We start from the raw sequence: 14,346 nt of genomic DNA on the forward strand, positions 1-14,346 counted from the left end.
TAAATAATGACCGAAATAGTTAGGAAGTGAAAAGAGTGGAAGAATCGCATTATGTGATTGAGATGGAAAATATCACGAAAGCATTTGGAACTTTCAAAGCGAACGATAATGTCAATTTGAAAGTTAAAAAAGGTGAAATCCATGCACTGCTGGGAGAAAATGGCGCAGGGAAGTCCACCTTGATGAATATTTTGTCTGGCTTGCTTGAACCAACTTCCGGTACGATTCGTATTCATGGAAAAGAAGTGGATATTGCTAATCCGACGATTGCTAATAAATTGGGAATCGGAATGGTTCATCAGCATTTTATGTTAATCGATAATTTTACGATTGCTGAAAATATTATTTTAGGAAGCGAACCTACAAATGCCGGAGTGATCGATCGAAAAAAAGCTCTTAAAGAAATAACCGCTGTTTCAGATAGATATGGATTTAAAATCGACCCTTCCGCATTAATCAGTAACATCTCCGTAGGTATGCAGCAACGGGTAGAAATTATCAAAACTCTTTACCGGGGGGCTGATTTGCTGATTTTTGACGAGCCTACCGCTGTTTTGACTCCTCAAGAAATTGAGGAATTGATCGAAATCATGCATGGGCTGGTGGCTGAAGGGAAATCTATCATCGTCATTACACATAAATTAGATGAAATCAAAGCAGTAGCAGACCGCTGTACAGTTATTCGTCGAGGAAAGAGTATCGATACTGTCAATGTGGCAGATGTCTCTCCTCAAGAACTGGCAGATTTAATGGTTGGTCGTTCGGTGTCGTTTAAGACACCGAAAGGCCCTGCTGCACCTACACACCCAGTGCTGAAAATCAAAGACTTGGTTGTAAAAGAAAATCGCGGATTGGATGCAGTAAAAGACTTAACCTTAGAAGTCCGGGCAGGTGAGATAGTCGGGGTTGCAGGAATCGACGGCAACGGCCAAAGTGAATTGCTGCAGGCTATCACCGGGATGCGAAAGGTAGAAAGCGGCACTGTTGAAATCAACGGTAAAGATGCTACTAATAACAGACCGAGAGAAATCACGGAAAACAGCACGGCGCATGTGCCTGAGGATCGTCAAAAATATGGTCTGGTTTTGCCGATGACAGTGTCAGAAAACTTGGCAATTCAAACTTATTATAAAGCACCTCTTAGTAAAAGCGGCTTTTTAAATTATAAGAGCATCAATCAGCACGCCAGAGAACTGATTGAAGAGTTTGACGTGCGTACGTCAAGTGAACTAGTACCGGCGAGTGCTCTTTCTGGAGGAAATCAGCAAAAAGCTATTATTGCCCGTGAGATTGACCGGGACCCGGATTTGCTGATAGTGGCACAGCCGACTCGGGGACTGGACGTTGGTGCGATTGAATACATACATAAGCGGTTGATTGAACAAAGGGATCGTGGTAAAGGTGTTTTATGTGTGAGTTTTGAGTTAGATGAGATTTTAAATATTTCTGATAGGATTGCGGTCATGTTTGATGGGCGGATTGTGGGAATCGTAGACCCTCAAGAAACAAATGAACAAGAGTTAGGATTATTGATGGCAGGTGTGCCATTGGCAGAAGCACGGCAGGAATTAAGTCAGACTGTGGCACAGGAAGGAGCTGGGGTTGATGAATAATAGTTCAAGAATCAAGGCGCTTGCAGTTCCTGTTGTTTCAGTTCTGGCAGGTTTAATTTTGGGAGCTGTCATCATGGTCGTTTCCGGTTATAGTCCGGTAGAAGGTTATCAGGCAATGTTGCGGGGAGCTTTTGGACGGACATACAATATTGGGGAAGTTTTTCGTTCAGCGACTCCCTTGATTTTAACAGGGTTAGGATTTTCAGTTGCTAGTACGGCTGGTTTCTTTAATATCGGTTTGGCCGGGCAAGCGCTCGCCGGATGGATTTCCGCTATTTGGCTGGCGTTGACTTTTCCGGATTTGCCTAAAATCATTTTAGTTCCTTTATGTATCGTCATCGGTGCATTAGCTGGCGCTCTATGGGCCGGGATAGCTGGTTTTTTCAAAGCTCAGTTTGGTACCAGTGAAGTGATTGTGACCATCATGTTAAACTATACTATTTTGTATATCAGCAATCATTTAGTTCGTTATGTTTTGACAGATAATAAAGACGCCACACCTAAAATCAGTGAAAATGCCTCCTTACGTACAGAATTTTTACGTAATTTGTCCGGCGGTTCCAGATTGAATATGGGCTTGTTTTTGGCGCTAATCATGATTGTCGTTATCTGGATTTTCATGAAGAAGACAACGGTCGGTTTTGAAATGCGTGCGGTGGGGATGAACCCTTTTGCTTCAGAGTACGCAGGCATGAGTGCCAAGAAAAACATTGTTTTGGCAATGATGATTTCAGGGGCGTTGGCTGGTTTAGGCGGCGTTGTGGAAGGTCTGGGAACTTTTGAAAACTTGTATATTTTAGATGCAGCACCTGCCATAGGGTTTGACGGCATGGCCGTCTCATTACTTGGCGGAGGAAATCCAATCGGCATTCTTTTGTCGGCTATTTTGTTCGGAACCTTAAAAACTGGCGGATTGAAGATGTCAAGTGTGGATATTCCTAATGAAATCGTAGATGTGGTGGTTGCTTCCATCATCTTCTTCATCGGTATCAGTTTTGCCATCCGCTATATTATGGATAAGTTTAGTCCGAAGAAGGGAGAGGTATAATTATGGAAGGAATTGTTGGAATCTTAGCAATGATCGTTTCTTCTTCATTAGTTTACTCTGCTCCTTTGATTTTCACAGCTTTGGGCGGTACTTTTTCTGAACGAAGCGGAATTGTGAACGTAGGGTTGGAAGGAATCATGACCATCGGTGCTTTTAGTGCTGCGGTGTTTAACCTGAATACAGTACATATATTCGGTGCAGCCACACCTTGGGTCGCCATGATATTTGGCGGATTAGTCGGCATGCTTTTTTCCTTAATTCATGCTGTGGCCACGATTAATTTGAGAGCCGACCATATTGTCAGCGGAACAGTGATCAATTTGATGGCTCCGGGACTGACAGTATTTCTAACGAAACAGTTATTTGACGGTAAAGGTCAGACTGAAATTATCCGGCAACGGTTTGGTAAATTCAGTTTTCCGATTTTAAAGGATATTCCTGTTCTAGGTGATATTTTCTTTAAAAATACGTCTGCGCCTGCGTATGTCGCAATTTTAGTCGCAATTTTGGCATACTTTATCATTTTTAAAACGAAATTTGGATTGCGGCTGCGTTCTGTGGGAGAAAATCCTCAGGCAGCAGATACTCTTGGCGTCAATGTCTATGCCATGAAATATGCGGGAGTATTGATTTCAGGTTTATTGGGAGGGATCGGCGGAGCCATTGTGGTGCAGGCAATCTCTGGTCAATTTTCCGTTTCAACGATTGCAGGTCAAGGATTTATTTCCATGGCAGCGATGATTTTCGGGAAGTGGAATCCTATCGGTGTTATGGGAGCGGCAATTTTCTTTGGTGTCTCTCAAAGTCTGGCCATTATTGGCAAACAGATTCCGTTTCTTGCCAGTCTGCCGGAAGTCTATCTGCAGGCGGCACCGTATGTCTTGACGATTATCGTGCTGGTAGTGTTCATTGGAAAATCCCAAGGACCTAAGGCAGGCGGTAAAACATATATCAAATCTAAATAATATTTGAACGTGCCAAGCAACTTTTTTATAAAAATAGAGAAGCTGCTTATGGCACGTTTGTTATAAGAAAATTTTTCGATAGAAAGAAGGCCGTGAGATGTTTAAACGTGTACATTTAGTTGTGATGGATTCAGTGGGGATCGGCGAGGCGCCCGATGCGGCAAAATTTGGTGACGTAGGCAGTCATACTTTGGGACATATTGCTGAGACAGTCGGACTGCGTCTGCCTAACTTGGAACGTTTAGGTCTTGGGATGATAGCCCCGCTTAAAGGTGTCGCAGCAATAGAAGACCATAAAGGTTACGTGACAAAACTAGAAGAGGTTTCTGTTGGAAAAGATACGATGACGGGACATTGGGAAATCATGGGATTGAATATTCAAACACCGTTCCGGGTTTTCCCCCAAGGATTTCCCCAAGAACTGCTGGATAAAATTTCTGAATTTTCCGGGCGGGGAATTATTGCAGGAGCTAACAAACCGTACAGCGGTACAGCTGTCATTGACGACTTTGGAGAGGAACAGATGAAAACAGGGGATTTGATTATTTACACTTCAGCAGACCCTGTTCTCCAAATTGCCGCTCATGAGGACATCATTCCTCTGGAAGAATTGTATCGAATTTGCGAGTATACTCGAGAAATTACTAAAGATGATCCTTATATGATTGGGCGTATCATCGCCCGTCCTTACGTGGGAGAGCCGGGGAATTTCACACGAACAGCTAATCGGCATGACTATGCCCTTGACCCTTTTGGAAAAACTGTTTTGGATAATTTAAAAGATGGCGGTAAAGAAGTAATCGCTGTTGGGAAAATCAATGATATTTTTAACGGTCAGGGGATCACAGACTTTGTTCGTACCTCTTCCAATATGGATGGGGTAGACAAGCTGATCGATGTCATTAAAAGAGATTTCGAAGGGTTGAGCTTTACCAATCTAGTCGATTTTGATGCGTTGTTTGGGCATCGTCGTAATACTGCCGGGTATGCTCAGGCATTAGAAGAATTTGACAGTCGTTTGCCTGAAATCATGGCTGCCATGTCAGAGAACGATTTATTGCTTATCACTGCTGATCATGGGAATGACCCTACCTTTAAGGGGACGGATCATACAAGAGAGTACGTGCCTTTGATAGCTTACAGTAAACAATTTGAGGGCCAAGGAGCATTGGCTCAAGGGAATTTTGCTGATATCTCCGCAACCATTGCACAAAATTTTCATGTCCCTGCAACTGAAAATGGTGTCAGTTTCTTGAATGACTTGAAATAATGAAAGGGAAAAATCAATGACAAAAAATTTAAGTGAACGATTAAAAGAAACAGCTGCTTTTATTCAATCCAAAGGCGTTAAAGAAGTAGAATTTGGTTTGATACTTGGTTCTGGCTTGGGAGAATTAGCGGAAGAAATTGCTGATTCCATCGTTATACCCTATGAGGAGATCCCAAATTTCCCGGTATCAACAGTCACAGGGCATGCCGGCCAACTGGTCTACGGTAGCTTGTCCGGTAAAAAAGTGCTGGCGATGCAAGGACGTTTCCATTATTATGAAGGGCATAGTATGGGGACGGTGACATTTCCAGTTCGTGTGATGAAAGCTTTGTCTGCCCATTCGATCATTGTAACGAATGCAGCAGGAGGAGTGAACACATCCTTCGTTCCGGGGAATTTAATGCTGATCACAGATCAAATTAATTTTACCGGGGATAATCCACTGATTGGAGAAAATGATGAGGACTTAGGCCCCCGTTTTCCTGATATGTCAGAAGCTTATGATAAAGCTTATGGAAAAACAGCTCGTGAAGTTGCTGCAGAATTAAAAATCACCTTGCAGCAAGGGGTCTATATGGGATATTCTGGACCAACTTATGAAACACCTGCAGAAATCCGGATGTCTCGGGCGATGGGAGCCGATGCCGTAGGGATGTCTACAGTGCCGGAAGTGATTGTGGCCCGTCACGGGGGGATGCGAGTTTTAGGTATCACTTGTGTCACCAACTTGGCTGCCGGGATGCAGGCGAATCTAAATCACGATGAGGTCGTGGAAACAACGGAACGAGTCAAAGAAGATTTTAAATCATTAGTCAAAGAAACCTTGAAGAGATTGTAGAAAAGGAGCGGAGTTTATTATGAGCGTACATATCGGTGCTGAAAAAGGGGAAATCGCAGATAAAATTTTACTGCCGGGAGATCCTTTGAGAGCCAAATATATTGCCGAAAATTTTTTAGATAATCCTCAGTTGTATAATGAAGTTCGGGGAATGCTGGGATATACAGGAACGTATCAAGGCGTGCCGGTTTCTGTTCAGGGAACGGGCATGGGCATCCCGTCAGCGGCTATTTATGTGACGGAGTTGATCCGGGAGTATGACGTAAAGAAATTGATTCGTGTGGGGACATGCGGTTCGATTCAAAAGGACGTTCATGTTCGCGACTTGGTTTTGGCGCAGGCGGCAGCTACGTCATCAGCGGTTATCCGTAATGACTTTCCTAAACATGACTTTCCTCAAATTGCTGATTTCAACTTGCTGATAAAAGCTTATGAGCTGGCAGTGGCAAAAGGTTTTAATATTCATGTGGGAAATGTATTGTCAGACGATGTTTTTTACAAAGACAGCATGGACGATGTTTTTCGTCTGGGAGATCACGGAGTGTTGGGTATTGAGATGGAGGCTGCGATTATTTATTATTTGGCTGCCAAACATCATGTTCAGGCGCTGGCATTGATGACAGTAAGTGATCATATCATCACTGGAGAAGAAACGTCTGCAGAAGAACGTCAAAAAACATTTGATGAGATGATGATTGTGGCATTGGAAACGATTATTCAGGACTAGTCTAAGCATCTGGGTTGCCCCAGATGCTTTTTTTTATCGTTAGCCAAGACGGAGGCAGTCATAGTATAATGATGATATGAGTTGTCAGTATTATCAAGGAGGTAGTGTGGAATGGAAAATTTTCAGTTTTATGCACCGACAAAAATTTTTTTTGGCGAGGAGCAGCTGAACAACTTACCGGATATTTTGCAGGAGTTTGGCGAGAAAGTGCTGCTTGTTTACGGTGGCGGGAGCATCAAGCGCAACGGGTTATATGATGCTGTTCTAAAATTATCAGAAGACGTGTTTGAAATTCAAGAGTTGTCTGGTGTGGAGCCTAACCCTCGGATCGAAACGGTCCGCAAAGGTGTCGCTCTTTGCCGTGAGAAAAAAGTAGATGTGATCTTAGCGGTAGGTGGGGGCTCGACGATTGACTGTGCCAAAGCGATTGCCGCCGGTGTTTTTTATGAGGGGGACCCTTGGGATTTTACCAGCGACAGCAGTCTGATTACAAAGGCTTTGCCGCTAGTCAGTGTTTTGACCTTGGCAGCGACAGGTTCGGAGATGAATTCAGGAGCGGTCATCAGTGACATGGCAAAAAATGAAAAATTATCTCTGGGGAACTCGTTAACGATTCCAAAGGCATCCATTTTGGATCCCACCTATACGTTTACGGTACCTGAGTATCAAACCGCCGCAGGTTCTGCGGATATTATGAGTCATTTAATCGAAAATTACTTTAAACAAACAAGAGGGGCAGAAGTGCAAGACCGACTGGCGGAAGGGTTGATGCGCACGGTATTACAATACACGCCTATAGCTTTGAAGACTCCTGACAACTATGAAGCACGGGCCAATCTGATGTGGGCAAGTTCCCTAGGTTTGAACGGTTTGACCGGTCGGGGAAAAGGCGGTTCGTGGTCCTGTCACGCCATCGAACACGAACTCAGCGCCTTTTATGATATTACTCATGGTGTGGGACTGGCCATTATTACCCCACGCTGGATGGAGCATATTTTAAGTGAGCAAACAGTTGAGAAGTTCGTATCTTTTGCAGTCAATGTGATGGGTCTATCCTTGATAGATGATCGTTTCGCCTTAGCAAGGGAAGGCATCCGCTGCCTGAAAAATCATTTTACTTCGTGGGGAATTCCAATGACATTAGTTGATGTGGGAATTGATGGAGAAAAGCTTGAGTTAATGGCAAACAAAGCGGTGGAACATAATACTCTTGATAAAGCTTATGTTCCGCTTTATGCAGAGGATGTTCTCAGCATTTTGAAAGCCAGCTTAAATGATTAGGCCTCTTTAGGTTTTCAGTATTATCTTTATGAATGTTTCTGCGGAGACAATAAAAACTGCTGTGCCGGGTAAGGTTGACCGGCACAGCAGTTTTTTGATATGGGAATTATAAATAATATTTAGTAGAGAAGCTTAAATCATCCTTTAATTCATAAACGAGAGGTTTTCCAGTAGGGATTTCGAATTTTAAAATTTCTTCGTCTGTCATATCTTCCAGATATTTCGCTAAGGAACGCAAGGAGTTTCCGTGGGCGACGACCAATACGCTTTTGTTTTCCAGTAAAGAAGGAGCAATGTGATCTTCCCAATAGGGCAGTGTCCGTTCCAAAGTGACCTTCAAACTCTCCCCTCTAGGTATGATATGAGAATCCAGATGTTGATATTTTGCTTCTTTTGTCGATGAGCGTTTGTCCTCATCAGCTAATAACGGCGGTAAAATATCATAGGAGCGGCGCCACAACAGCACTTGTTCATCGCCGTATTGTTCGGCAGTTTCTGCTTTATTTAATCCTTGAAGAGCACCATAGTGTCTTTCGTTAAGACGCCAAGATTTTTCTTCTGGCAGCCAGAGCTGGTCGATTTCTTCCATGACAATGTGGGCGGTTTTGATGGCACGTTTTAACAAAGAGGTATAGACGATATCAAATGTAAGTCCCGCATCTTTTAGTTTTCTGCCTGCATCTGCAGCCTCCGTCAGTCCCTGTTCGCTTAAAGGAACATCTGTCCAACCAGTGAATTTGTTCTCTAGGTTCCATTTGCTTTGCCCGTGACGAATAAATACTAACGTCTTCATTTATATTTACCTCCGTAAAAAAATTTAATCCCGAACCTGAATGGTTTCGACCCCTTCTGGATGGCCCACAATAACAGTGGACACCGTATCAAGAAACAGTCCGTGCTCTACGACACCGGCTTGCTTGATCAGCCAATCAGCAAGTTGGTGAGGGTGTTCGATTTTTCCGATATGCAAATCGATAATATAGTTTTGGCTGTCAGTTTGTATGATTGTACCGTTGTCATCTCTTCTTAATATAGGATGGAGATTTTTTTCTGCGAATAAATTTAATAATTGCGTTGAGCCGTATGGGATGACTTCTACCGGTAGTGGAAAGGCCCCAAGATAGTCGACCATTTTTGATTCATCCACGATCCAGATATTTTTCTTTGAACTTTCTGCCACGATTTTTTCGAATAAAAGTGCGGCACCTCCGCCTTTGATTCCTTGATAATCCTTGCTTATTTCATCTGCGCCATCAATGGTGACATCCACATGAGTCACATCATCAATGCTTTTCAAAGGGATATTTAAAGCAAGTGCCTGCTTTTCTGTTGCCTTTGACGTGGTCACGCCGATCACCTTTAAATTTTCCTCATTTACTCGGCGGCCGATTTCTTCTACCATATAATAGGCAGTCGAGCCGGTTCCCAATCCCACGATCATGCCGTCTTCGACATATTTAGCAGCTTCAATGCCGACCAATTGTTTTAAATTCATTTATTCCACTCTCTCCTTTAACTTTCTGCTACTATTTTATCGTTGTTTGTCAAAAAAAGATAGAGGAAACTGTTTGGGGGTAATTATCTTTCTTAAATAGATAAAAAGGTTTCATGGCATAAAATGTGTCCGGAAATTCCTCAGTAAAAATTCTTAAAAAAAGTGACAGCTGATGATTGACAGTTTTTTTTAATTGTGATAAGCTTTTAAAGGTGCTTTATGTACAGGTTTCTATTTCGAATAGACGTTCTGACTGTTCAGAAAAAGCATTTTACACGGTAATTGTCATTGCAAGAGAACTTGCATTCTTTTTTATCGTAAAAAATGAACCACCAGGATGTGTGGTACTAGAAAGACAGCTAGGGAAGGAGGAAAAAGGATGCCAACAATTAACCAATTGATTCGTAAATCTCGTAAATCAAAACCAACTAAATCTGGCTCACCAGCATTGGGTAAAGGCTATAATAGTTTGAAAAAGTCTCATACAGACACTAACTCTCCTCAAAAACGCGGAGTATGTACACGTGTAGGTACGATGACACCTAAAAAACCAAACTCAGCTCTACGTAAATTTGCTCGTGTTCGTTTGTCAAATAATATTGAGGTGACTGCTTATATCCCTGGGATTGGGCATAACCTTCAAGAACATAGTGTGGTACTGATTCGCGGCGGACGTGTGAAAGACTTGCCAGGGGTACGTTATCATATCGTTCGTGGAGCGCTTGATACTGCGGGTGTGACTGATCGCCAACAAAGTCGTTCTAAGTATGGTGCGAAAAAACCTAAAGCAAAAAAATAAACAGCTAACTGAAATATTAAAAATACATGGAATAAGAATTTTTGGAAGGAGGAATTTGAATGCCTCGAAAAGGTCCTGTTGCAAAACGTGAAGTTTTACCAGATCCTATTTATCAATCAAAAGATGTTACCAGATTAATCAACCGTGTCATGGTTGACGGAAAACGTGGTACGGCATCAAATATCATCTATAGTGCTTTTGATATCATTAAAGAATCTACAGGAAACGATCCATTGGAAGTGTTTATGCAGGCAATGGATAATGTGAAACCTGATTTAGAAGTAAAAGCTCGCCGTGTAGGTGGCTCAAACTATCAAGTGCCGGTTGAGGTTCGTCCAGAACGTCAAATCACTCTAGCTTTACGTTGGATCGTAAGTTATTCACGCAATCGCGGAGAACATACGATGGAACAACGTCTGGCAAAAGAATTGATGGATGCTGCTAACAATACAGGCGCTTCAGTTAAGAAACGTGAAGACACTCATAAAATGGCAGAAGCTAACAGAGCATTTGCTCACTACCGTTGGTAAAATCCTCTATGGCTTTTCATTTTATTTGCGAAAAGTCCGCTGCAGTCATGCAGCATGATTAGAAATAGCAGTAGTTAAATTAAGAGAGGAGAAATTTAGAATGCCTAGAGAATTTTCGTTGGAAAAAACTCGTAACATTGGTATTATGGCCCATATCGATGCTGGTAAAACGACCACAACCGAACGTATTTTATACTATACCGGTAAAATCCATAAAATAGGAGAGACTCATGATGGAGCTTCTCAAATGGACTGGATGGAGCAGGAGCAAGAGCGTGGTATTACAATCACCTCTGCTGCTACAACAGCTCAGTGGAAAGGGCATCGTATAAATATTATTGATACACCAGGACACGTGGACTTTACAGTTGAAGTAGAACGTTCACTACGCGTGTTGGACGGTGCAGTAACGGTATTGGATGCTCAATCAGGTGTTGAACCGCAAACAGAAACAGTTTGGCGTCAAGCAACGACTTATGGTGTGCCTCGAATCGTATTCATTAATAAAATGGATAAAGTCGGCGCAGACTTCTTATACTCAGTAGGGACTTTGCATGATCGCTTGCAAGCGAATGCTCACCCAGTTCAATTGCCAATCGGTGCAGAAGACGATTTTGTCGGCATCATTGATTTGATTGAAATGGAAGCAACTATGTACGGTAACGACTTGGGAACAGAAAACACTATTGGCCCAATCCCAGCTGAGCACGAAGAACTAGCTCAAGAATGGCGTGAAAAATTAGTGGAAGCTGTAGCTGAAACTGATGAAGACTTGATGATGAAGTACTTAGAAGGGGAAGAAATTTCAAAAGATGAGTTGAAAGCGGCGATTCGTCGTGCAACTATCGCAGTTGAATTTTACCCTGTGTTCTGTGGGACAGCCTTCAAAAACAAAGGTGTTCAGCTGTTGTTGGACGGTGCGATTGATTATTTACCAGCACCAATCGACATTGCAGCTATTACAGGAATTAATCCTGATACAGAAGAAGAAGAAGAACGTGCATCTTCTGATGAAGAACCATTTTCAGCGCTAGCATTTAAAGTAATGACTGACCCGTTTGTTGGACGTTTGACATTCTTCCGTGTGTACTCAGGAGTCTTACAGTCTGGTTCATATGTTAAAAATGCAACAAAAGGCAAACGTGAACGTGTTGGACGTATCTTGCAGATGCACGCTAACACACGTAAAGAAATTACAGAAGTTTACGCTGGAGATATCGCTGCAGCTGTTGGATTGAAAGATACAACAACTGGAGATTCATTGTGTGACGAGAAACATCCGATCATCCTTGAATCAATGGAATTTCCTGAGCCGGTTATCGAAGTGGCAATTGAGCCTAAATCGAAAGCTGACCAAGATAAAATGGGAATTGCGTTGCAAAAACTTTCAGAAGAAGACCCAACGTTCCGTGCATCAACAAATGCTGAAACTGGCGAAACAATTATTGCCGGTATGGGAGAACTTCACTTAGATGTTCTTGTAGACCGGATGCGTCGTGAGTTTAAAGTTGAAGCAAACGTGGGAGCACCTCAAGTATCTTACCGTGAAACATTTAGAGCCCCTCTTACTCAAGCTGAAGGTAAATTTATCCGTCAGTCTGGTGGTAAAGGTCAATATGGACACGTTTGGATCGAATTCACACCAAATGAAGAAGGTGCCGGATTTGAATTTGAGAATGCGATTGTTGGGGGAGTTGTTCCTCGAGAATATATCCCAGCAGTTGAAGCTGGACTTGGAGCAGCAATGGAGAACGGTATTTTAGCTGGTTATCCTTTAGTGGATATCAAAGCTAAATTATATGACGGTTCTTACCATGATGTTGACTCAAGTGAGACTGCTTTCCGTGTTGCTGCCTCTATGGCTTTGCGCGCGGCATCTAAAAAAGCTAATCCTGTGATTTTGGAACCAATCATGGCTGTAGAAGTTGTGATTCCAGAAGATTATCTTGGAGATATCATGGGACATGTCACTGCTCGTCGTGGACGGGTTGAGGGTATGGAAGCTCGCAGCGGCGGTACTCAAGTCGTTAAAGCAATGGTACCACTATCTGAAATGTTTGGTTACGCAACAACCTTGCGTTCAGCCACTCAAGGACGCGGTGTCTTTACAATGGTATTCGACCATTACGAAGATGTTCCTAAGTCTATTCAGGAAGAAATTATCAAAAAACATGGCGGCTCTGCTGAATAAACATTAAGACTGTTCATTTTGTAGAAAATCATGTAAACTAACAGTGAGATTAACCCCCGGCATTGTGCCGGGAGATTTATCAAAAATATTAATTATATTTTCTAGGAGGATTATTTTAAAATGGCTAAAGAAAAATTTGACCGTTCTAAACCACACGTAAATATTGGTACAATCGGACACGTTGACCATGGTAAAACAACATTATCAGCTGCTATTGCAACTGTATTATCAAAAGCTTTGGGCGGAGAAGCTAAAGGCTACGACGAAATCGACAACGCTCCAGAAGAAAAAGAACGTGGAATCACAATCAGCACGTCTCATATCGAATATGAAACTGCTAACCGTCACTATGCTCACGTTGACTGCCCAGGACACGCGGACTACGTTAAAAACATGATCACTGGTGCTGCTCAAATGGACGGCGCTATCTTAGTTGTATCAGCTGCTGATGGTCCAATGCCACAAACTCGCGAGCACATCCTATTGTCTCGTAACGTTGGTGTACCATACATCGTTGTTTTCTTAAACAAAATGGATATGGTTGACGACGAAGAATTATTAGAATTAGTTGAAATGGAAGTTCGTGACCTATTATCAGAGTATGACTTCCCAGGAGACGATACTCCAATCGTTGCAGGTTCAGCTTTGAAAGCATTAGAAGGCGATGCTGACTACGAACAAAAAATCTTGGATTTGATGGCTGAAGTAGATGCTTACATTCCAACACCAGAACGTGACACTGACAAACCATTCATGATGCCTGTTGAGGACGTATTCTCAATCACAGGTCGTGGAACAGTTGCTACAGGCCGTGTTGAACGTGGATCTGTTAAAGTCGGTGACGAAGTTGAAGTCATCGGTATTGCTGAAGAAACAAGCAAAACAACTGTTACAGGTGTAGAAATGTTCCGTAAATTATTGGATTATGCAGAAGCTGGAGACAACATCGGAGCATTGCTTCGTGGAGTATCTCGTGACGATATCCAACGTGGACAAGTATTAGCAAAACCAGGAACAATTACGCCACATACTAAGTTTAATGCTGAAGTTTATGTATTGAGTAAAGAAGAAGGCGGACGTCATACACCGTTCTTCGGAAACTACCGTCCTCAATTCTACTTCCGTACAACTGACGTGACAGGTGTTATCGAATTGCCAGAAGGAACTGAAATGGTTATGCCTGGCGACAACGTAACAATCGACGTTGAATTAATCCACCCAATCGCTATTGAAGAAGGAACTCGCTTCTCAATTCGTGAAGGCGGACGTACAGTAGGATCTGGAGTAGTATCTACTATTCTTAGTTAATTGTAAGTTGTAAAATATAAAAGGTGCAAACAACATGAAAATGGTGCTTGCATCTTTTTTTATCTGAAAATCCTTTGGTTAAATAATTATTGAGAGTTGCTATGAAATCAAGTGTGCACGAAAATATATCTTTGATATATTTTTATACTTGAGGCTATGAGATACCAATTAAAAAAATTGTCTAATAAGAATTTAATTGGGGAAGAACTCACTAGCTTGATGAGACCAATTTTTTATTAAAACAAAACCAGGGCCTTTGTTTTGACAAATATAAAAGAATG

The 14,346-nt window shown here is 42.3% G+C and carries 13 protein-coding genes; 11 read left to right on the forward strand and 2 right to left on the reverse strand.

The features are described 5' to 3' along the window. Positions 1-62 precede the first annotated feature (62 nt). The 7 genes from CBF29_RS07225 to CBF29_RS07255 all read left to right on the forward strand — a co-directional run bounded on the left by CBF29_RS07225 (position 63) and on the right by CBF29_RS07255 (position 7,742). Positions 63-1,613, forward strand: coding sequence for an ABC transporter ATP-binding protein (locus CBF29_RS07225; RefSeq protein ID WP_425469891.1), 1,551 nt, complete (start codon positions 63-65; stop codon positions 1,611-1,613). Further along, positions 1,603-2,661, forward strand: coding sequence for an ABC transporter permease (locus CBF29_RS07230; RefSeq protein ID WP_170170019.1), 1,059 nt, complete (start codon positions 1,603-1,605; stop codon positions 2,659-2,661). Before CBF29_RS07225 ends, CBF29_RS07230 begins: the two co-directional genes overlap by 11 nt. Before the next feature lie 2 nt (positions 2,662-2,663). Next, the gene (locus CBF29_RS07235; RefSeq protein WP_126808992.1) at positions 2,664-3,626 is read left to right on the forward strand and encodes an ABC transporter permease; all 963 of its coding nucleotides are present in this window, start codon (positions 2,664-2,666) and stop codon (positions 3,624-3,626) included. Positions 3,627-3,723: 97 nt separating this feature from the next. Beyond that, on the forward strand, positions 3,724-4,896 hold the full coding sequence (gene deoB, locus CBF29_RS07240; protein WP_126808995.1) for a phosphopentomutase: 1,173 nt from the start codon (positions 3,724-3,726) through the stop codon (positions 4,894-4,896). 16 nt (positions 4,897-4,912) lie between these two features. Next, positions 4,913-5,734, forward strand: coding sequence for a purine-nucleoside phosphorylase (locus CBF29_RS07245; protein ID WP_126808997.1), 822 nt, complete (start codon positions 4,913-4,915; stop codon positions 5,732-5,734). A gap of 19 nt (positions 5,735-5,753) precedes the next feature. Then, on the forward strand, positions 5,754-6,461 hold the full coding sequence (gene deoD / locus CBF29_RS07250) for a purine-nucleoside phosphorylase (RefSeq protein ID WP_126809000.1): 708 nt from the start codon (positions 5,754-5,756) through the stop codon (positions 6,459-6,461). A gap of 111 nt (positions 6,462-6,572) precedes the next feature. Continuing rightward, positions 6,573-7,742, forward strand: a complete 1,170-nt coding sequence (locus tag CBF29_RS07255; protein WP_126809002.1) for an iron-containing alcohol dehydrogenase — start codon at positions 6,573-6,575, stop codon at positions 7,740-7,742. A gap of 106 nt (positions 7,743-7,848) precedes the next feature. Here the strand turns inward: CBF29_RS07255 and gpmA are convergent, their stop codons facing one another. Continuing rightward, entirely contained in the window at positions 7,849-8,535 is a 687-nt protein-coding gene (gpmA, locus tag CBF29_RS07260) for a 2,3-diphosphoglycerate-dependent phosphoglycerate mutase (RefSeq protein ID WP_126809005.1), read from the reverse strand. A 24-nt stretch (positions 8,536-8,559) separates the two neighbouring features. Then, positions 8,560-9,237, reverse strand: coding sequence for a ribose-5-phosphate isomerase RpiA (gene rpiA, locus CBF29_RS07265; RefSeq protein WP_126809008.1), 678 nt, complete (start codon positions 9,235-9,237; stop codon positions 8,560-8,562). A 379-nt stretch (positions 9,238-9,616) separates the two neighbouring features. Between rpiA and rpsL the strand changes: the two genes are divergently transcribed. The 4 genes from rpsL to tuf all read left to right on the forward strand — a co-directional run bounded on the left by rpsL (position 9,617) and on the right by tuf (position 14,065). Further along, positions 9,617-10,036: a 30S ribosomal protein S12 gene (gene rpsL / locus CBF29_RS07275; RefSeq protein ID WP_126809014.1), complete on the forward strand. Its 420-nt coding sequence runs from the start codon at positions 9,617-9,619 to the stop codon at positions 10,034-10,036. 59 nt (positions 10,037-10,095) lie between these two features. Further along, positions 10,096-10,566 (forward strand): 30S ribosomal protein S7, encoded by a 471-nt coding sequence (gene rpsG, locus CBF29_RS07280; protein ID WP_126809018.1) that lies wholly within the window; start codon positions 10,096-10,098, stop codon positions 10,564-10,566. Between the two features lie 100 nt (positions 10,567-10,666). After that, positions 10,667-12,757 (forward strand): elongation factor G, encoded by a 2,091-nt coding sequence (gene fusA, locus CBF29_RS07285; protein WP_126809020.1) that lies wholly within the window; start codon positions 10,667-10,669, stop codon positions 12,755-12,757. A 120-nt stretch (positions 12,758-12,877) separates the two neighbouring features. After that, positions 12,878-14,065, forward strand: a complete 1,188-nt coding sequence (gene tuf, locus CBF29_RS07290; RefSeq protein WP_126809024.1) for an elongation factor Tu — start codon at positions 12,878-12,880, stop codon at positions 14,063-14,065. Positions 14,066-14,346: the final 281 nt, after the last annotated feature.

The organism is Vagococcus elongatus, assembly GCF_003987645.1.
In the GTDB taxonomy this organism is placed as follows: Bacteria; Bacillota; Bacilli; order Lactobacillales; family Vagococcaceae; genus Vagococcus_A; species Vagococcus_A elongatus.

What these genes read in the sequence shown, in the direction of transcription:
- CBF29_RS07225 (WP_425469891.1), top strand. Translation starts at nt 63, where the DNA reads ATGGAAAATATCACGAAAGCATTTGGAACTTTCAAAGCGAACGATAAT.
- CBF29_RS07235 (WP_126808992.1), top strand. Translation starts at nt 2,664, where the DNA reads ATGGAAGGAATTGTTGGAATCTTAGCAATGATCGTTTCTTCTTCATTA.
- deoB (WP_126808995.1), top strand. Translation starts at nt 3,724, where the DNA reads ATGTTTAAACGTGTACATTTAGTTGTGATGGATTCAGTGGGGATCGGC.
- CBF29_RS07245 (WP_126808997.1), top strand. Translation starts at nt 4,913, where the DNA reads ATGACAAAAAATTTAAGTGAACGATTAAAAGAAACAGCTGCTTTTATT.
- deoD (WP_126809000.1), top strand. Translation starts at nt 5,754, where the DNA reads ATGAGCGTACATATCGGTGCTGAAAAAGGGGAAATCGCAGATAAAATT.
- CBF29_RS07255 (WP_126809002.1), top strand. Translation starts at nt 6,573, where the DNA reads ATGGAAAATTTTCAGTTTTATGCACCGACAAAAATTTTTTTTGGCGAG.
- gpmA (WP_126809005.1), bottom strand. Translation starts at nt 8,535, where the DNA reads ATGAAGACGTTAGTATTTATTCGTCACGGGCAAAGCAAATGGAACCTA.
- rpiA (WP_126809008.1), bottom strand. Translation starts at nt 9,237, where the DNA reads ATGAATTTAAAACAATTGGTCGGCATTGAAGCTGCTAAATATGTCGAA.
- rpsL (WP_126809014.1), top strand. Translation starts at nt 9,617, where the DNA reads ATGCCAACAATTAACCAATTGATTCGTAAATCTCGTAAATCAAAACCA.
- rpsG (WP_126809018.1), top strand. Translation starts at nt 10,096, where the DNA reads ATGCCTCGAAAAGGTCCTGTTGCAAAACGTGAAGTTTTACCAGATCCT.
- fusA (WP_126809020.1), top strand. Translation starts at nt 10,667, where the DNA reads ATGCCTAGAGAATTTTCGTTGGAAAAAACTCGTAACATTGGTATTATG.
- tuf (WP_126809024.1), top strand. Translation starts at nt 12,878, where the DNA reads ATGGCTAAAGAAAAATTTGACCGTTCTAAACCACACGTAAATATTGGT.